Origin of the sequence: Psychrobacter coccoides (assembly GCF_017498085.1) — a bacterium.
GTDB lineage: Bacteria > Pseudomonadota > Gammaproteobacteria > Pseudomonadales > Moraxellaceae > Psychrobacter > Psychrobacter coccoides.
Window position 1 is genome coordinate 55,007 of record NZ_JAGBKM010000007.1, and the last position, 19,578, is coordinate 74,584.

Below are 19,578 nucleotides of genomic sequence, written 5' to 3' on the forward strand. Positions count from 1 at the left end.
TGGAATCATTATGGCAAGCTTAAAAGAAATACGTGCCAAAGTCACCAGTATTAAAAGCACCCAAAAAATTACTCGTGCTATGCAAATGGTAGCAGCAAGTAAGATGCGCCGTGCTCAAGAGCGCATGGACGTGGGTCGCCCGTATGCTGATAGTATGCGCCGGGTTATTTCACATTTGGTGCATGCTTCATCAGATTACAAACACCCATATATGGTAACGCGTCCTGTAAATACTGTGGGATATATCGTTATCACCTCTGACCGTGGCTTAGCAGGTGGTTTGAATATTAACTTATTCAAAGCTTTGACCAATAGTATTGAAGACTATCAAAACCAGTCTGTAAAGGCTGAATTCTCTGTTATTGGTGCAAAAGGCGTCAGCTTCTTCAAAAACTTTGGCGGTAAAGTCACATCAGCAATCACTGATTATGGTGATAATCCAACGTTTGAGCAGTTGAATTCATCTGTACAAGCAATGTTAGATGACTACGACAGCGGTAAAATTGACCGTATCTATGTGGTCTATAACAAGTTTGTTAACGCTATGACGCAACAGCCAACAGTCACTCAGTTAGTTCCTTTACCTGAAGGTACTTTGACTGAAGACGACAGTGGTGTGCGTACTGATCTTAGCTGGGATTATATCTACGAGCCTGACATCAAGACACTAGTTGATGGTCTGCTAGGGCGCTACATTGAGTCGATTGTCTATCAAGCGGTAATGGAAAATATTGCCTCTGAACAGTCATCGCGGATGGTCGCTATGAAAGCAGCAACAGATAATGCTGGTGACCTAATTAACGATTTACAGTTGGTTTATAACAAGCTGCGTCAAGCGGCGATTACCCGAGAAATCTCGGAAATCGTTGGCGGTGCTGCTGCTGTTTCATAATTGACTATACCTAATATAGAATTTCAAGGAGAGCGCAATGAGTAGCGGTCGTATTGTACAGATTATTGGCGCGGTTATTGACGTTGAATTCAACCGTGACGAAGTCCCTCAAGTTTTTGATGCCCTACAAGTAGATGGTACTGAAACCACTTTAGAAGTACAGCAGCAGTTAGGTGATGGTATCGTTCGTACCATTGCTATGGGTTCAACTGAAGGTCTAAAACGCAACCTTCCAGTGACCAATACTGGTGCTCCAATTACTGTACCTGTGGGTACTGGTACACTTGGACGTATTATGGATGTTCTTGGTCGTCCTATCGATGAAGAAGGCCCTGTCGTCGCTGACGAAAAATGGTCGATTCACCGTGAAGCACCAAGTTATGCCGATCAGTCAAACAGTACTGAACTACTAGAAACAGGCATTAAAGTTATTGACTTACTTTGCCCGTTTGCTAAAGGTGGTAAAGTTGGTCTGTTTGGTGGTGCCGGTGTTGGTAAAACCGTCAACATGATGGAATTGATTAACAACATCGCCCTTAAGCACGAAGGTTTGTCAGTGTTTGCTGGTGTTGGTGAGCGTACTCGTGAAGGTAACGACTTCTATCACGAAATGCAAGAAGCTGGCGTTGTCAATACTGAAGACTTTAGTAAGTCTAAAGTTGCGATGGTATATGGTCAGATGAATGAGCCACCAGGTAACCGTTTACGTGTGGCACTATCTGGTCTAACCATGGCCGAGTATTTCCGTGATACTAAAGATCCTGAAACGGGTAAAGGTCGTGACGTACTATTATTCGTTGATAACATCTACCGTTATACACTAGCGGGTACTGAAGTATCAGCTCTACTTGGTCGTATGCCATCAGCGGTTGGTTACCAGCCAACGCTAGCAGAAGAGATGGGTCTGCTACAAGAGCGTATTACCTCAACTCAGTCAGGCTCTATTACTTCAGTACAAGCTGTATATGTACCAGCGGATGACTTGACGGATCCATCGCCAGCAACGACGTTTGCTCACTTGGATGCCACTGTCGTACTTAGCCGTGATATCGCCTCACAAGGTATTTATCCTGCAGTAGATCCACTAGACTCAACCTCACGTCAGCTAGATCCACAAATCATTGGCGAAGAGCATTACAACGTTGCTCGTGGTGTGCAAGAGGTTCTGCAGCGCTATAAAGAGCTAAAGGACATTATTGCTATTCTAGGTATGGATGAGCTATCAGAAGAAGATAAGCTGGTTGTTTATCGTGCACGTAAGATTCAGCGCTTCTTATCACAGCCTTTCCACGTAGCAGAAGTATTTACTGGCGCTCCTGGTAAATATGTCTCATTACGCGACACCATTGCTAGCTTTAAAGCCATCATCGCTGGTGAATATGATGACTTACCAGAGCAAGCATTCTATATGGCTGGCGGTATCGACGAAGTCGTGGCTAAAGCAGAAAAAATGAAAGCTGCTTCGGCATAAGCGAAAAAAGTAATCGCTAATTAGCAAATGGTTGGTTTAATGTACTATTTGCTAATTCGCATCGCAGTTTTGATTGTAAGGAGTTAGGGATGGCAACGTTTCAATGTCGCGTCGTAAGTGCCCGTGAAGAGCTGTATTCAGGGGAAATTAGCATGTTGATCGCTACGGGTACTGAAGGCGAAGTTGGTGTGCTAGCAGGACACACACCGCTCATTACTTTGCTCAAACCTGGCGCAATGCGTGTACAAACCGCAGAAGGTAACGAAGAAGTGATTTATGTCTCAGGTGGCGTACTTGAGATTCAGCCAAAACTGGTCACCGTATTGGCAGATACCGCAGTACGTGCAAGTAATCTTGATGAAAGCAAAATCATCGAAGCACGCAAAAAAGCAGAACAAATGCTCGTGAACCAGTCTGATACGGTTCATACAAATGCTGCATTGGCTTCGTTAGCTGAATCAGTAGCACAGCTACAAACGATTCGTAAATACAAGAACCGTGCTTAATATGAGTGCATAAATGCTCATCTAAACGTTAAGTACCAGTTGTTTATAGATCCAAAAAACAGTCCAAGACGGGCTGTTTTTTTTTGCTAAAGATTAATCAGCTGATAGTGATTAAACTGAAGAGTAAATCAAGGTAAGAATTCTTAGTAAAAACTGTGATATATTTGCTGATATTAAAAATACTATTGACGACATACAAGTCATTTTAGAGCTAAATTAAAGGAATATCTGAAGTTATTTATAGGTTTTGTTAACGGCAATAAGCTATAGTATGGATAGCCATAGGTTTGATAGTATACTGTGTTACCAACTTTATTATTCATATGAACATCATTTGTTCGATTTTTATTGTGCTATGACTCTCCTAGCTATCAATTTTTACATTAAAGGATACAACAATGACAACGACAGAAGAAGACAACACCCCGCGAATTTTGATTGTTGAAGATGATGAACGCTTAGCGATGTTGACCCAAGATTATTTGGTTAAAAACGGCTTAGAAGTCGCTATCGAAACTGATGGCAATCGTGCTATTCGTCGCATTGTTAACGAACAGCCTGATTTAGTGGTGCTTGATGTCATGCTTCCTGGTAGTGACGGCCTGACAGTATGTCGTGAGGTACGCCCACATTATCAGAACCCAATTCTGATGCTGACTGCCCGTACAGAAGATATGGATCAGGTGTTAGGACTAGAGATGGGGGCTGATGACTATGTCGCTAAGCCTGCACAGCCACGTGTGCTGCTTGCTCGTATTCGTGCACTATTGCGCCGCTCAGAAAATGCGCCATCAGAAGATGTGCCACAGCGCCTAGAGTTTGGTGAGTTGGTTATTGATAATGGTGGTCGTTCTGTCACGCTTAGTGATGAGTTGGTTGACTTTACTAGTGCTGAATATGACTTATTGTGGTTGCTTGCTTCTAATGCGGGTCGTATATTATCACGTGAAGACATCTTTGAGCGTCTACGTGGTATCGAATATGACGGACAGGATCGCTCTATTGACGTTCGTATTTCACGTATCCGTCCAAAAATCGGCGATGATCCAGAAAACCCAAAGCGTATCAAAACCGTCCGTAGTAAAGGTTATTTATTCGTGAAAGAAGGCAATTGATTTTGCTGGCTTCAGTGTAATATTGGTTCATTATCCGCTTTTTACCAAAAACCAGCATGATGCTGGTTTTTTTGTGCGCAATGAGCAACTATTTAAGGTTATAGATTCCGTTATATGGTTTAATTGAACCATTATTAAGCTTGCCCGTTGAATAAAATATAAGCACTTAAAATTTTGGTTACGTACGTATGTCATTAGTTTCTTCTTTAAAACACAGTATCTTTGTTCGAATTTATGCCGGACTGTTGGTGGTCTGCTTATGTGTGGCGCTATTTGCCCAGCTGCTCATGGATACCATCAATAAAGAGCGGGTACAGTCCTACCGTGAAAACATGGCATCAGGCGCTTTTTATCTGGTTGGTGAGGGGGTCAGTCGTCAAGAAGACGAAAAACAGCGTGAATATTGGTTAACGGATGCCAGTAGTCTATTTGGCTCAACTTTCAAGATAATACCCATTGATGAGGTGGACTTTAGTGCCAGTGAGTTGCGTCGATTCGATAGTGGGGAGACGGTAGTACGCTATAGTGGCCAAGAGAGCTATGCAGATGTTTATCATCAGCTACCAAATATGAAGGATGTGTTAACCGTCAGGATATCACAGGTGACCGAGCAACAAGTACGGGCTATGGCTATCTTCTTGTTGGACGATCTGTCCTACTATACAACGCTATCCGCTAAGCGTAAACGGTTGGCAGAACTAGAAGAGAGATTCTCTTATCCTCTGGAATTAAAAGCCTCGAGTGCATTGAATTTAGACAATGACCAAATGACGCGCCTACGCCGTGATGAAGTGGTGATCTTACTGCAAGACAGCAGTAGTCAAAGTCAATCCTCTATTAGTGTCGTTGTGCCCTCTGAAATCAATGATATGGCAATTTTGATGGGCCCAGTACCTTTGTTTAATTGGTTTCCATTAAACTTAATCATTAGTATGATTTTACTCAGCATGTTTTTGATTAGCCTGGGGGTTTACGCTTTAATCTTTCCACTGGAACGAAAATTGCAACTGATTCAAGTGGGCGTAAATGAAGTCAGTCAAGGTAATCTTGATATTCAAGTGCAAGTCATCGGTCAAGATGAGATCGCTCGCCTGTCAGCGACATTTAATGCGATGACTGAGCACATTAAACGCCTGATTGAGTCGCAGCGCGAGCTAACACGAGCAGTGTCTCATGAGCTGCGTACTCCAGTGGCTCGTATTCGTTTTGCGGTAGATATGTTGGCTGATACTGATGATGAAGACTCACGACATATGCAACGAGACTTTATCGATGAAGATATTGAAGCCTTAAATGGTTTGATTGATGAGATTTTGACCTATGCCAAGCTTGAAGAAGGCTCCCCAAAACTTGATTTAGAGGCCGTAAACTTAAAAGAGTTGGTCGAACAAATCGTACGTGAAACCAAGGCTTTAGGTAAGTCTATCGAAGTGGTTGGCCAATTACCAAGCGCTAAGGTGACGGCGATAGCAGACCGACGCTACTTACACCGTGTGCTGCAGAACCTTGCTGGTAATGCGCTACGCTATGCTGAGACTACCATAATTATTAGTGCTGGAGTCAAAAAAGGCAATGCCTTTGTGAGTGTCGAAGATGATGGACAAGGCATTAGTGAAGCAGATCGTGAAAAAGTCTTTGTACCATTTTCGCGGCTAGATGACAGTCGTACCCGTGCATCAGGCGGTTATGGTCTTGGTCTGTCTATTGTGTCACGAATTGCCTTTTGGTTCAGTGGCAGTATGAAGGTAGATGAGAGTCCAAAGCTTGGCGGGGCAAGGTTTGTAATGACATGGCCGGTCAAGCCATTGACCCAAACCATCGCTGCGGATCAGCTGACGCAAGAAAAAAGTGAGCGCAGCCTAAGTAGTGAGCAGTCTTAACCTCACTATGTTTTGAGTATGAGCTGGTATTGAGCAGCCCTAAGACGTTGTAGTATCTAAAAACACTGTAGGGCTCGTTAGGGGACATCGTCATGATAGAACCATAAAACATGCGCTAATAAAAACGAAGAATCGACAGTGTTTTGATCAAACACTTATGAGAGGTAAAAGATGCCTTATTTATTTGGCGGACTGGTAGTCCTGAACGCATTGCTGCTTGGCTACTATCTGTTTTTGCAGCAGCCAAGCACCACGCAGAGTGTACAGGCAGCGCAAGATGAGTTGACTCATGAAATACCTTTTACCAATAGTGCTGCTCATGCTGCACCCCTTATTGGTACTAAGGACTAATCGAGCATTTTTATTGCTCATCATTGATGACATTACTAGCGGTGGGGACATCGGCGACATCCGCTTCTGTACCAGCGACCTTAGATATAAGTGGAATACGAATACAAACTTCTAATCCGCCTTCGGGATGATTGATCGCTTCTACTGTGCCATGATGTAATCGTGTAATGCGATTTACAATGGCCAATCCTAAGCCACTGCCTTGCGTCGTCCGGGCTGTCTCACCACGCTCAAAAGGCTGCATGATTCTCTCTAGCTGGTCTTCTGCCACCCCATCGCCGCAGTCTCTGACACATATTACCAATTGCTCTTGCGCCTCCTTGTTGACTTCACTCTCACTTATCACTTCAGTGTCTTCTACGATATCAGCATCGGTAAATACGGGTTCTATGGTTGCTGACAGGTAGATTGGCGGTTTGCCGTAACGATTGGCATTGTTGACAAGATTGATGACTAGGCGTTTGATGGAGAGGGGCCGGACAGGTACCGCCTTATTAAGCTCTGAATGATAAACAAACTTCATAGGGGCAAACTGCACCATAATCTCATTAAAGATAACATCTAAATGGGTCAGGTGTACGGGCTCATCTGAGCCATCTTTCATAAATGAAATAAACTGCTCCAAAATGGCATCCATATCCTCTATATCATAAATCAGACCTTCACGAAAAAAGTCATCTGGTAGCATTTCTGCCGTCAAACGCATACGAGTCAGAGGGGTACGCAAATCGTGAGAAATACCAGCCAGCATAATCGTACGCTCTTTTTGTGCTTGGTTGAGCGTGGTAAATAGTTGATTAAAGGCCATGTTAACTTGGCGAATCTCTGTAGGTCCCGTACGGGTGGGTAGAGTGGTGGCATGTCCAAGGCGGATATAGTTGGTAGCGGCACGTTGTAAGTGGCGTAGAGGACGGTTGAGCTGACGCACCAGCAAGACAATCGTTAATAGCGATAAAATGGGCAGACCCAATAAAAACGATATTAACAGAGTTGGGCTATACTGTGAGTAGTACACCACGGGCTCACGGATCCAAAAGCTATCATCTCGGCTGTCTTGTACCCATAGCTGCGGCGTGGGTTTGAACTTAAAGTATACCTCAACCGGGCGCCCCAGTTGTGCACCAATTTCTTGCTGTAACACATCGGTAAAGACCCCTACAAACACCTTATCTTCCACCTGAGGAAAGTCGTTTGGATTCTCTACTACCACGACATGTGAGTGCCGATAGATCCACTGCTTCACTTGAGGGTTGTCTCTCCAGTCTCGTTTGGCGCTATTCATCAGCTGCAACTCACTGGTCAGATAGCGTGCATGGTTTTTTAGCTCGGGTAAATATAAACTACGCCAAAACAGCCAAATAGACAGACCTACACTAATGAAGACGATAAAAGTGACCATCAAAGTCGTCAGCCAACTATTAGAGTATGAACGGGGTAGCCTAAAAGTTGAGCGTAAACGAGACGGATGGTTTGGCGTAGTCATGAGAATCCAATTTTAGTATTAAATAAATATAAGCAGAATGTATTTTAGCACTATATATACACAATCTATGCTTAAGACTGGTTTGGCTGCGCAACTATTTAAGTGATTGTAATCAAATAATTAAATAAGCACAGTTTATGTTTTCAATGAAATAAGACTGTGGTATAATTATGCCCTTTTTGGTATACCTGCGAAAGAGAGAATTCACATGGTTGTTATTCGTTTAGCACGGGGCGGTGCCAAGAAACGCCCATTTTATCAAGTAGTTGTTGCTGATCAACGCCGTGCGCGTGATGGCCGCTACATCGAAAACATTGGCTTTTTTAATCCGCTAGCTAAAGAGTCAGAAGAAGCTGTACGCCTAAACATGGAAGCGTACAATGCATGGGTCGCCAAAGGTGCACAACCTTCTGACCGTGTTGCTTCATTGGCAAAAGCTTATAGCAAGTCTGCAACTACAACTGAAGCCACCGCTTAAGTTTTGGTCATTGACGGTGACAGTATAAAAGCTGCGTTGTCTGAGTAAGTAGACTTTAGAGTACATAGCGTAGCTGGTATAGCCAGTGTACGCCATTAATTGTTTTTGCTGTTTAAATTATTGCTAGGTTAGCTGCTATGTCATCTGTACCAGACATTAACACCCTCATTAAAATTGGCCAGCTCAAAAAACCCTATGGTATTAAGGGCTGGCTGTGGGTGTTTAGTGATACCGATGATCGTTCAGCGATATTTGATATGCAGCCGTGGTGGATAAAAACGGCGACTGGTATCAAGCCTTTGACGGTGAGTAAATGGCGTCAGCAAGGTTCAGGACTTGTTGCTCAGTTTGAACAGGTTCCTGATCGTAATATTGCTGAAACCATGAACGGTGTCACTATCTGGGTCGCCAAGGACTCACTGCCTGAGCCTGAAGAAGACGAGTACTACTGGTCTGATCTGGTGGGTTTGCGAGTGATAAACGAGCAAAATGAGTATCTCGGTGATATTGCTGAAATGTTTGACAATGGCGCTCACGATATCATGCGTGTCGCTACTAATGCAGACAGTCTGGATAATGAAGAGCGTTTGATACCTTGGCATAAGCAAACCGTATTGCAAGTCAATATGGCAGAGCAAACAGTCTTGGTGGCTTGGCCGAATGATTATTAACAGTCATTATTGACTTAGTGTCTGTGAGGTCAGATGTATTTTGCTGTGATTAGTATTTTTCCTGAAATGTTTGCGACGATTCGTGAGTTTGGTATCACGGGACGAGCAGTGACTCAGGAGCAAGTCATCATTGAATGCATTAATCCACGTGATTATACGACAGACAATTATCGCCGTATTGATGAACGCCCCTATGGGGGTGGCCCTGGTATGGTGATGATGGCTGAACCGTTAGCAAAAGCCATCGAAGAGGCACGTTTGCGAGCTAAAGAGCACGGTTGCCGTATCGACAAAGCGCATTGCCCAGTGGTTTATATGTCGCCACAAGGACAGACGCTGAGTGAAGATAGTGTGGTCAAAATGACCGAGTATGACGGCATGATTTTATTGTGTGGTCGTTACGAAGGGATTGACGAACGCCTATTGATGCAGTATGTCGATATGGAAGTGTCACTTGGCGATTATGTTTTGACCGGTGGCGAACTGCCAGCGATGGTACTGATGGACAGTGTGATACGTCGTTTGCCAAATGTTATGGGCGACGATAAGTCAGCAGAGCAAGATTCATTTGTTGATGGTCTACTCGATTGTCCACACTATACTAAGCCGCATGACTTTGCTGGTATGAAAGTGCCTGACGTTTTATTATCTGGACATCATGGTAATATCGCACAATGGCGTTTTGATAAACAGGTGAAGCGTACCAAAGCGCGGCGCCCTGATTTATGGCAAGCGTTTACGCCTACCAAGCAGCAAGCCAAGTGGCTAGAAGCAATGGCAAAGCAAAACAGCGTAGTAAAAAACAATTGAATCAAATATCACGACTTATAAAAGTGAGTGTTTGAATATATAGAATTTTGTGCAACATCTGAACAGGTCATAAATGATGGCCGTTTGCCCAACCCCTTTATGTCGTATCTCATCAAGATATGATCAATTATTACAAACAGGTGATATGCGTGAAGCCTCTATCATCTAATGTGAGGAGATAACTCTCATGAGCAACAAGCATCCATTGGTTCAAAGCATTGAAAACTCACAGCTGCTTGATCGTCCAGACTTCGCAGCAGGCGATACCGTCGTGGTTCAAGTAAAAGTACGTGAAGGTGAGCGTGAGCGTTTACAGGCCTTTGAAGGTGTGGTTATCGCTAAGCGTAACCGTGGCCTAAATTCAGCATTTACTGTGCGTAAAATCTCAAGCGGTGTAGGTGTTGAGCGTGCATTCCAATTGCATTCACCACTCATTGATAGCATTGAAGTGAAACGCCGTGGTGCTGTTCGCCGTGCGAAACTGTACTACTTACGTGAGCGTTCTGGTAAGTCAGCGCGTATCCGCGAAAGACTTGGTGGTCGTCCATCTGCTCAGAAAAAAACAGATGCCGGCGTACCTGATGCAGTAGAGACTGCACCTGGTATCTAAGGTTTTTGCTTAAACTTGCTGTCATAACCACGCTACTGACAATATCGCTTATGACTATTAGATAGTTCGTAGGGTGTATATGTTGCAGCAAAAGCGAGAGTAGATACAAGCCCTTATTCATAGGTTTATTTATAAATAAGTAGGCGTACCAAAAAGACAAAACCCCAGTCTGTGCTGATGCCAGACTGGGGTTTTTGTATATGTGGACTTTATGATTTATGAGCCCTAAATCACTTGATTGAAGTTATTTGACTTGCGTGTTAAAAGCCTCTATACGACTGCTTTGGGTCTTAGAGTTGCTATGCTTGCGTAGACGTATATAAAGGGTTTTTGTTACAGTGGCGATGACTTTTTGTTGTTCATCAACGATGTCAGTTTGGTATTCACGAAATACAGCCTCTCCGTCCTTTGCCAACTCCTGAATGACTGTTATTTCGGTACTGGGTATTTTCATTCGTGTGGTCACTTTGCTGGTACCAGGTGCCATAAATTCGATATGTGAGCTTTTATCCCATACCACATAGGCACTGCCCAATTGGTGCATCAGCATCAGCATATAAAAAGGATCAACCATCGAGTACAAGCTACCACCGAACTGAGTACCAACGATATTTTTGTTCCAAGCATTAAGCCCCATGCTGACCACACACAGACCCTGATCTAGATCGATGTGCTCTACTTTGATACCAGCACCGACATAGGGTGCATAAGTGTTAATACGTAATTTGAGCAGATGCGGCGTGAGTAGGGGCATCACGTTTTTTTTGGTTTTACGTCTTAGGTTCTCTAAGTTTTTAGGCAGTAAGCTCATATTTTATCCTGTTGTCTTTGCAAGCTGATGTTAACGCTCTCTATCCTTAGCTTTATGCTCATAGCATACGTCAATCTATATGGGGTCTGTCGAATGGACGTTAATCAAAAGACAACTATCATAATTAAAAATGACCGTTGTCACCAGTCTTAAAGCGTAACGAGCTTTGGATATTACTATTTTATTGCAAGTAATCGCTAATAAATGTTCGGTATTTCGCCACTAAACCTCGCATTATAGAATTCGATAGCATACAATGGCTGCCAATTTATATTAGATAGCTTGTTTTTTATACAAATGCTATCTGTTCTAGGGCAAGCAAGTTTTCTAAACATTGAATCTCAGTCAACATAAGGAGATGTGATGAGTAATACTCAGGCTCATAATCCAGAGTCCAATCCTCAATCAACAAATCCATCTGATGATAATCAGTCAAAATCTTATTTAGAGCTACATAAACCAAACTCAAGTTTTGAAAGTCGTGATGACTATTTGAATCATGAGCTACAAATCATGCAGCCCAAACGCTGGCGTCCTAACCTGCCATTTCGTGATTATCGTTTTGAGTATGAAGATACCATCCCAGCGATGGCAGCAACCATTGGTAAGGTCGTGATGGTGGGCGCCATTGCCGCAACCTTTGCTGCACCACTGGGTTTAAGTGACGCTTTTGTGTTAGAAAACGTTCGTTATGAGCTGTTAATCGTTGCGTTTTTCGTCATTTTGTTTTCAGGGTTTTTATTACCTACGGCTAACCTTGCCGGTACGCATGGCCCTTTGATTCCTTTAATTCCTATTGTTGTCGCCGCTGGTGGCCACCCAATGGCCTTTGGTCTGCTTATTGGTGCCTTTGGTCTATTGCTGGCAATAAGTAAAGGAGGGAGTTTGCTGGCAAACTTGACCAGTAAAGGTGTGTGTGGTGGTCTGTTACTGTATTTAGGGTTTATTGGGACGACATCCCAAGTCAAAAACCTATTTGCTTGGGCAGAAGGCATAGGCATGGGGCATATCGCCTTTGTGGTGATTTTATTGACGATTGTGCTATATGCCGTGCTAGAAAATTACAATAAGCGCTGGCTGGCTGTACCGCTGAGCTGTGTGCTGGGTGGTGGTGTGGCTTTCGCAATGGGTGCTCCCTTTGAGTTCCATACGGGTCCTGGCCTGCCTAATATGAATCCAATGTATTGGTGGGGCGACAACACAGGGTGGATGCTCGGTCTGCCAACGGTTGAAAGTTTCGTTGTGGTGTTGCCGTTTGCTGTGTTGGCAGTTGCCATGTGGTCACCAGACTTTTTAGGACATCAGGTGTTTCAAAAGATCAGTTACCCTGAACGTACTCAGCGTGTACAGATGGATATCGATGACACCATGACCAGTGCTTCGATTCGTCAGGTCGCAGGTTCGGTACTTGGTGGTACCAACTTTGCGTCGTCATGGGGGACCTATATCGTCCCTGCAGCGATTGCTAAGCGTCCGATTCCTGCTGGTGCGGTACTGACAGGGCTGTTCTGTCTTATAGCAGGAGTTTGGGGATATCCAATGGACTTGGCCATTTGGGAGCCAGTCATGTGTGTGGCGCTTATCGTTGGTGTCTTTATTCCCTTGCTAGAGGCGGGCATGGAGATGACACGTGAAGGTAAAACCACGCAGTCTGCGGCCATAGTAGTGTTTGCTTCAGCCTTAGTGAATCCTGCTTTTGGTTGGTCAATTACTCTGGTACTTGATAACTTAGGCTTGATTGGCTCTAAAGAGCGTAGTGCAAACTTGACTAAGATGAGTCGCTGGATTATTCCAGTGGTAACTTTTGTGATATTGACCAGTGTGATGGCTATGGTAGGTATGTTGCCTGGTATTCCAGCGCTACTACCAAACTTCCGCCACTAAAACCTTTAGGAGTGGTAAAAAAGTCAGCTTAAGTGCTGACTTTTTTATGTCTATAGATAAGCTGATAATGATGCTTGCAAATTGATATTTATCGCCCCATAAATAGCTATATATCAGCACCTTAAGAGCAATGAGTTTTATGAGCAATGTCGTAAAAACCAGTCCGATGGATGATAAAAAACGTCGTCTTAACCACTTGATTAAACGCCTGCCAAACTTGCCAGGGGTATATAAAATGCTGGGCAAAAACGGTGATATTCTTTATGTTGGTAAAGCCAAGTCGCTTAAAAGTCGGGTCAACAGCTACTTTGCCAAAACCATTGACCATCCGAAGACACGAGCGCTGGTGGCACGTATTCATAATATTGAGACGATCATCACTCGCAGTGAGACTGAAGCGTTGCTGCTCGAGCAAAATCTGATAAAAGAACATCGTCCCCCGTATAATGTGTTGCTGCGTGATGATAAGTCTTATTTGTATGTGTTTATCTCAGCTGATAAGCCTTATCCTAGATTGGCCTATGGTCGAGGTAAAGGCAATCATCAAAAGGGTCGTTTTTTTGGGCCATTTCCCTCTGCCCATGCTGCAAAAGAAACGCTGGTCTTGATGCAAAAAATGTTTCAGATGCGTCAATGTACCAATACCTTTTTTAAACAGCGCAAACGTCCTTGCCTTGAGTATCAAATTAAGCGCTGCCGGGCGCCTTGTGTCGGCCTGGTATCGCCAGAAGAGTATGCAGAAGATGTCAACAATACCATTCGCTTCTTAAAAGGCGACTCCAGTGATATTCATAATGCTTTGATTGAAAAGATGGAGAGTGCCGCTGAAGCGTTGGACTTTGAAAAAGCGGTGTTTTATCGTGATCAGCTGTCTATGTTGCGTGAAGTGCAGGCTAGACAAGCGGTATATACAGTACAGGGTGAAGCGGATGTCATTGCTATTGCCAGTCAAGCGGGTATGACTTGTATTAATGTCTTAACCGTACGCGGCGGGCGGGTGCTTGGCGGTAAAAACTACTTTCCTGATGTCGATAGTAATGAGCCTTTAGCGGATAACTTGTCTGCTTTTATTACGTCGTTTTATTTTCAGGTTACCGATGACTTACCAAGCGAGATTATATTGAGTCATCAGTTGCCAGATCAGCTTGCTGTCAGTGAGGCACTTGCCACGCACTTCGACAGTAAGGTCACCATTAAAACCAATGTACGTGAGCATCGCTCAGAGTGGCTAGACTTGGCGAAGCTGAATGTTAATAATGCTTTAAAGACCAAGCTGGGCGACTATTTAGAGCTGCATGCACGCTTTAGAGCGCTCAAAGACGTCCTCGCTGACGTCACTGAGCGTACGATTGATCGTATCGAATGCTTTGATATTTCCCATACTATGGGTGAAGCGACTGTCGGCAGCTGTGTGGTGTTTGATCAAGGCGGTGCACGTAAGCGAGATTATCGTCAGTATACCATCCATGATATCCAAGGCGGTGATGATTATGCAGCGATGCAGCAAGTGCTAACACGACGCTATAAAAAACAGCCGTTACCAGACTTGTTGCTTATCGATGGTGGTAAAGGTCAGCTGGGTATTGCCAAAGACGTCTTGACTGAGCTTGGTATTTTAAATGACACACTGCTCGTTAGTGTGGCCAAAGGTGAGGGCCGTAAAGCGGGACTGGAAGTACTCCATTTTATCGATCATGAGCCGCTTGATTTACCCATGGACAGCAAAGCGCTACATTTACTGATGCATATTCGTGATGAGGCGCATCGTTTTGCCATCACAGCGCACCGTAAGAAGCGTGATAAGCGCCGTTCGTCGTCAGTGCTGGAGGTGATACCCGGGCTGGGTGAAAAGCGCCGTCGTGACCTTCTCAATCACTTTGGCGGTATGCAGCAGTTGCTCGGTGCGTCACAGCAAGAGTTAGAAGGGGTGTCAGGTATTGGGCCAGTGCTTGCCAAAACCATTTATAAAGTATTGCATGAATAAACTTAAAATATGCCAAAGCAGTGTCTTCTAAGAGTAATAACCAATAAAAATCGAGCTATCTATAAACATCTAGATAGCTCGATTTTTATTTTTATGGTTTTTGATGCGTACGCCGCTGTTATTTATCTGCTTTTCTTTTATACGTCACAAACCGAAAATCCAATGCGCTTTTTTCATCGTGCATCTGCTTAGACTCTGCTGATATGGCAAATGCGCTTGGTAGCTCAGGATAAAAAGCATCGCCATCAGCGATGTCGATATCGACATGGGTCAGCTCAATGCGATCCGTGTACATCAAGGCATCGCTAAATACCCGCTCGCCACCAATCACCCAAATCGTATCAAGGTGTGCCCCATGTGCAAGGCTGGCCGCTTGTGTCAAGGCATCATCTAAATTATGTACCACGTAGGCATTATCTTTGCCTACCAGACCTTTTTGCTCAGCATAATCTAACTGACTGGTGATAATGAAGCTGACACGCTTAGGAAGCGGCTTGCTACCCATAGATTCAAAAGTCTTACGACCCATAATGACGATACCCTGAATGGCGCTATCACTAGCGCTGTCATTTTGTTTGGTCGTCATTTTTTTGAAATGCTGCAAATCTGTTGAGATATGCCATGGCAATTCATTATCGCAACCGATACAGCGATTGCTACTGATAGCAGCGATTTGGGCAACTTCGGTATGGGCATAGCTCATAACGCATCCTTTTTATTGTCATCAAAAAACGAAATAGAAACAGCTGCTTATACTGCCACTTTGGCTTTGATAGCAGGGTGGGACTGATAGCCATTGACGCTAATATCTTCAAATTTAAACGCAAAAATATCATCGATATCAGGGTTGAGCGTCAGGGTTGGTAAGTCATAAAGTTCGCGTGTCAGTTGTAGCTCAACTTGCTCACGGTGGTTTTGATAAATGTGACAGTCGCCACCTGTCCAGATAAATTCACCAACCTGCAATCCGCAAACTTGCGCCACCATATGAGTGAGCAGCGCATAGCTGGCGATATTAAAGGGTACGCCTAAAAATAAATCCGCTGAGCGCTGATACAGCTGACAGGAGAGCTTATTATCCGCCACAAAAAACTGAAACATGGTATGACAAGGGGGTAATGCCACTTGTGTGGCCTCAGATGGATTCCAGCCAGAGACGATTAAGCGTCGTGAGTTGGGGTTGGTTTTTATTTGCTCAATCACTTGGGTGATTTGATCGATACCATCGTTATTATAGCGCCCGTCTTTATCTTTGGTAGCACCATAATTGCGCCACTGATGACCATAAATAGGCCCTAAATCACCAGCTGGACGATTGAAACGTGCTGTCTGCTCAGCGGTTGCCCATTCATTCCATATCCGCACGCCATGCTGTTGCAAGTAATCGACATGGGTACTACCACTCAAAAACCAGAACAATTCATAAACGATGGATTTAAAGTGCACTTTTTTGGTGGTTAATAGTGGGAAGCCATCCGATAAGTCAAAACGCAGCTGCGCACCGAAGTGGCTGAGCGTCCCTGTACCGGTGCGATCGCCTTTTTCAGTGCCTGCACTCATAACGTGACGTAGCAAATCGAGATAGGCCTGTTCATTCTTTGTGCTAATCATGACATTCAACTTAAATAAAAACTAATTTCATTGGATAAATTAATAAGCCGCTTGCTTACCCCAGTCATAGATGCCACGTTTATAAGCATAAATTAGCAGGATAAAGCCAACGATAATCATCGGAGCGCTGAGTATTTGGCCTTTGGTCATCCAGCCTAATAACACAAATCCTTGGTCGGCATCTGGCTGACGGAAAAACTCAATGATAAAGCGGCTGATACCATATCCTAGTAAAAATATAGCAGTCGCTGCCATACGAGGACGTGGCTTGGACGAGTACCACCAAAGGAAGATAAATAATAAAAAGCCTTCGGCAAAGGCTTCATATAACTGTGACGGGTGACGTGGCAATAAATACTGACCATTTACCTCAATCATCAGCTCTTGCAAAGCTGGGTTGGCTTGCAGCTGTTGCATATCAAAGGCGGCAGCTTGCGGAAAGTAATTGAGCCAGTTATAACCACCGTCAGATACTCGGCCCCACAGCTCACCATTAATGTAGTTGCCGATACGACCAAACAGCAAGCCAGTTGGGACACACGGTACCACGAAATCAAATACTTCAAACGCACTCTTTTTGTACTTGCGAGCAAAGAACCACATGCCGAGCATCACGCCCAAAAAACCACCATGGAATGACATGCCCCCTTCCCAAACCTTGAGAAGATAGGCTGGGTTTTGTAACAGCTCACCAAATTGATAAAACAATACATAACCAACACGGCCACCTAAAATGACGCCAAGCGCACCATAAAACACTAAGTCAGAGACCATGTCGGTTGACCAACTATCACGCTTGCTGCTGCGATACCATGCTAGACCATAAGCGGCGGCAAAAGCCAATAAATACATTAAGCCGTACCAGTGCACTTCTACTGGGCCCAAGGACAGCGCCACGGGGTCATACTGAGGGTGAGTCATCATAATGGCATCATAAATAGTGACAATAAAGTGCTGACTATGATAGCAAAAATAGCCACTTAGGCATACTAGATTACTTGAATGAGCACTCGTCATGACTTATCTGACAGCATGGTTATTATCTAGAGTATTGACCAAAAACCCGCTAAGATACATAAAGCTTTACGACATACTTAGCATAACGACTATCGAATACGCCGTAATGGATTAATAATAAGGTTAAGGAATGATTATGCAGCCTCAATGGTTCAAGGCAGCCGCTTTGACAGATCAGCAGCGTTCAGTGCAACTTCAGTCTAGTAGGCGAGTATCAAAAAAAACGCTGGCACCGCTGAGCTTATTTAGCCTAGTTGCTTTTAGTATGACTCCTGCGTATGCAGCCAATAGTAGTATCGAGCAAGTGACTATCTATCAAGGTTTGGCCAGTGTCACTCGCGCGTTACCTATAAGTGGCAGTGGTGAGCAGACGCTGGTGTTTTCTTGCTTGTCGCCTTATCTTGATAAAGACAGCTTGAGCGTACAAGCAGCCAATGGTGTCAATGTGGGTGAAGTCAGTATCGAGACGCTAAGCGGTGAGCACGCTGCGCAGTGTCAGTATCAAGGCGATGCCAATGTGCAACAGCAGCAAGCGACTTTAGCCGATATCAACGCTGAGTTAGAAGCCGTCCGTCTGGCAAAAGCGTATCTGCAAAATTTAACGAAGGTTACGCAGATCAATACAGATAGCACGTTGGCCAATAATGCACGTGCTATAGAAACACAAGCGGCCAGCATTAATAAAAGAATTCTAGATATTCAGCAGCGTCAAGCTCGTGCGCAAGAGACGCTAAATCAGCTGATGGCAGGAAGTGCGACGTCGACCCGTAATAGCGTGACACAGGTGAGTGTGCGTACCGCTAGCCGTATACCAAGCTCTATCAAGCTGCATTATCAAGTGCGTGGTGCTGGTTGGGAACCGACTTATCAAGCACGTCTGAATACCACGACTGAGCAGCTCAATATTACCGCATCGGCCATTATTGCCCAGCAGACAGGGGAGAATTGGCTTAATGTCCCCTTGACCCTCAGCTCGGTCAATCCCAACCAAAACACCAGCGGTCGTCTGCCCAATGTAGAGCGTCTGTCATTATATGAAGAGGATCAACGAAGGCTGGCCAAGAGTACACAGCCCATGATGGAAGCTGCTCCAGTAATCGTCTCTGCAAGGGACAGCTATGGCGATGCAGCCCTTGCACCAACTGGAGCACCGCTGCCTAGTTTTACCGTGAGCAGTCAAAACAAAAACGGCATTATAGAGTACAAGCTACCGCAGCGGGTCAGTATCCCAAGTGATGGTAGGCATGTGCGTACGGTCATTGATGAGCAGTCTGGCAACAGCAAGCTGTGGATTCGTAGTACGCCCAGTGTGGAAACCGCTGGTTATTGGTACGCATCTGCACCATTCTTGACTCCAGCTTGGGTCGATGGTTCGCTACAGCTCTACCGTGATGGCAATTATATTGGCCAATCACGATACCGTTATCAGACCCTAAAAGAGCAGGGTATTGGCTTCGGTATTGACTCCAATACGATTGTAAAACAAATCACAGATGAAGATAAACAAGGTGATAAAGGCGCATTTAATCGCACGCAAACGCTGACCAAAACTCAAGCTTATCAGTTTACCAACCAACACAATCGAAATATACGTTTGCAAGTGTTGGGCAGTGAGCCTGTTAGCCGTGATGACGATCTTAAAGTGACCGTCACGCATACGCCGCCAGTGACTGAGCGCGACTGGAATGACAATCAAGGCATGGTCGCATGGGAGTTTGAGCTGCCAAGTAAACAATCAAAAGTCATAAAGTCTACCTCTCAGGTGAGCTATCCTGCCAGTAAAAAACTGGCCATTAATTAGGGCGTGTCCTCAATCTGAACGATAATATCTAAATGGGCTAAAAATAGCTAAATTTTGTCATACAGCGTCAAATAACTGGGCAATATCCTGATATTACCTGCATTATTTTCCTTGTCTGACGGCAATTTATCTCATTTTTATCACCATTTTTAAAATGAGGACACGCCCTAGACCATTAAATCATTAGATAAGTAAGGAGCTTT

18 protein-coding genes are annotated in these 19,578 nt (G+C 44.4%); 13 read left to right on the top strand and 5 right to left on the bottom strand.

All coding sequences use genetic code 11. The annotated features are described in order from the left end of the window. The first annotated feature begins 10 nt into the window (after positions 1-10). The 6 genes from atpG (at position 11) to J3492_RS05550 (ending at position 6,215) form a co-directional block, all read left to right on the top strand. Positions 11-892 carry a F0F1 ATP synthase subunit gamma gene (atpG, locus tag J3492_RS05525; protein ID WP_207990721.1) on the top strand — a complete coding sequence of 294 codons (882 nt, stop codon included), beginning with the start codon at positions 11-13 and terminating at the stop codon, positions 890-892. Positions 893-929: 37 nt separating this feature from the next. Beyond that, positions 930-2,363, top strand: coding sequence for a F0F1 ATP synthase subunit beta (gene atpD, locus J3492_RS05530; protein ID WP_207990723.1), 1,434 nt, complete (start codon positions 930-932; stop codon positions 2,361-2,363). Positions 2,364-2,452: 89 nt separating this feature from the next. Then, positions 2,453-2,869: a F0F1 ATP synthase subunit epsilon gene (locus J3492_RS05535; RefSeq protein WP_207990725.1), complete on the top strand. Its 417-nt coding sequence runs from the start codon at positions 2,453-2,455 to the stop codon at positions 2,867-2,869. A 398-nt stretch (positions 2,870-3,267) separates the two neighbouring features. Then, positions 3,268-3,984: a response regulator gene (locus tag J3492_RS05540; protein ID WP_207990727.1), complete on the top strand. Its 717-nt coding sequence runs from the start codon at positions 3,268-3,270 to the stop codon at positions 3,982-3,984. A 188-nt stretch (positions 3,985-4,172) separates the two neighbouring features. Further along, complete coding sequence (locus J3492_RS05545) at positions 4,173-5,864, top strand: ATP-binding protein (protein ID WP_207990729.1); 1,692 nt, start codon at positions 4,173-4,175, stop codon at positions 5,862-5,864. 171 nt (positions 5,865-6,035) lie between these two features. Next, entirely contained in the window at positions 6,036-6,215 is a 180-nt protein-coding gene (locus J3492_RS05550; RefSeq protein ID WP_207990731.1) for a hypothetical protein, read from the top strand. A gap of 10 nt (positions 6,216-6,225) precedes the next feature. Here the strand turns inward: J3492_RS05550 and J3492_RS05555 are convergent, their stop codons facing one another. Next, a complete protein-coding gene (locus tag J3492_RS05555; RefSeq protein WP_207990733.1) occupies positions 6,226-7,698 on the bottom strand; it encodes an ATP-binding protein in 1,473 nt (490 codons plus the stop codon). A 208-nt stretch (positions 7,699-7,906) separates the two neighbouring features. Here J3492_RS05555 and rpsP point away from each other — a divergent pair, with 208 nt between their 5' ends. The 4 genes from rpsP to rplS all read left to right on the top strand — a co-directional run bounded on the left by rpsP (position 7,907) and on the right by rplS (position 10,267). Next, positions 7,907-8,176, top strand: coding sequence for a 30S ribosomal protein S16 (gene rpsP, locus J3492_RS05560; RefSeq protein ID WP_207990735.1), 270 nt, complete (start codon positions 7,907-7,909; stop codon positions 8,174-8,176). A gap of 137 nt (positions 8,177-8,313) precedes the next feature. Further along, positions 8,314-8,847 carry a ribosome maturation factor RimM gene (rimM, locus tag J3492_RS05565; RefSeq protein WP_207990737.1) on the top strand — a complete coding sequence of 178 codons (534 nt, stop codon included), beginning with the start codon at positions 8,314-8,316 and terminating at the stop codon, positions 8,845-8,847. Positions 8,848-8,880: 33 nt separating this feature from the next. Beyond that, entirely contained in the window at positions 8,881-9,657 is a 777-nt protein-coding gene (trmD, locus tag J3492_RS05570) for a tRNA (guanosine(37)-N1)-methyltransferase TrmD (RefSeq protein WP_207990739.1), read from the top strand. A gap of 187 nt (positions 9,658-9,844) precedes the next feature. Continuing rightward, complete coding sequence (rplS, locus tag J3492_RS05575) at positions 9,845-10,267, top strand: 50S ribosomal protein L19 (RefSeq protein ID WP_207990741.1); 423 nt, start codon at positions 9,845-9,847, stop codon at positions 10,265-10,267. A gap of 244 nt (positions 10,268-10,511) precedes the next feature. On the opposite strand, the gene J3492_RS05580 is transcribed toward rplS, so the two are convergent. Next, the gene (locus tag J3492_RS05580) at positions 10,512-11,078 is read right to left on the bottom strand and encodes a DUF4442 domain-containing protein (RefSeq protein WP_207990743.1); all 567 of its coding nucleotides are present in this window, start codon (positions 11,076-11,078) and stop codon (positions 10,512-10,514) included. A 363-nt stretch (positions 11,079-11,441) separates the two neighbouring features. Here J3492_RS05580 and J3492_RS05585 point away from each other — a divergent pair, with 363 nt between their 5' ends. Together J3492_RS05585 and uvrC are read left to right on the top strand one after the other, a co-directional pair. After that, positions 11,442-12,962, top strand: coding sequence for a DUF3360 family protein (locus J3492_RS05585; RefSeq protein WP_207990745.1), 1,521 nt, complete (start codon positions 11,442-11,444; stop codon positions 12,960-12,962). 139 nt (positions 12,963-13,101) lie between these two features. Next, entirely contained in the window at positions 13,102-14,946 is a 1,845-nt protein-coding gene (gene uvrC / locus J3492_RS05590; protein WP_207990747.1) for an excinuclease ABC subunit UvrC, read from the top strand. Positions 14,947-15,064: 118 nt separating this feature from the next. Here uvrC and J3492_RS05595 read toward each other — a convergent pair whose 3' ends face one another. From J3492_RS05595 to lgt, 3 genes are read right to left on the bottom strand one after another with little or no spacing between them, the layout of a single operon-like run. Next, on the bottom strand, positions 15,065-15,649 hold the full coding sequence (locus J3492_RS05595) for a dihydrofolate reductase (protein WP_207990749.1): 585 nt from the start codon (positions 15,647-15,649) through the stop codon (positions 15,065-15,067). Between the two features lie 47 nt (positions 15,650-15,696). Then, positions 15,697-16,557 carry a thymidylate synthase gene (locus J3492_RS05600; protein ID WP_207990751.1) on the bottom strand — a complete coding sequence of 287 codons (861 nt, stop codon included), beginning with the start codon at positions 16,555-16,557 and terminating at the stop codon, positions 15,697-15,699. A 39-nt stretch (positions 16,558-16,596) separates the two neighbouring features. Continuing rightward, positions 16,597-17,481 (bottom strand): prolipoprotein diacylglyceryl transferase, encoded by an 885-nt coding sequence (gene lgt / locus J3492_RS05605; RefSeq protein WP_207990753.1) that lies wholly within the window; start codon positions 17,479-17,481, stop codon positions 16,597-16,599. A 223-nt stretch (positions 17,482-17,704) separates the two neighbouring features. Between lgt and J3492_RS05610 the strand changes: the two genes are divergently transcribed. Next, entirely contained in the window at positions 17,705-19,375 is a 1,671-nt protein-coding gene (locus J3492_RS05610; RefSeq protein ID WP_243453125.1) for a DUF4139 domain-containing protein, read from the top strand. The last annotated feature ends 203 nt before the right edge of the window (positions 19,376-19,578 follow it).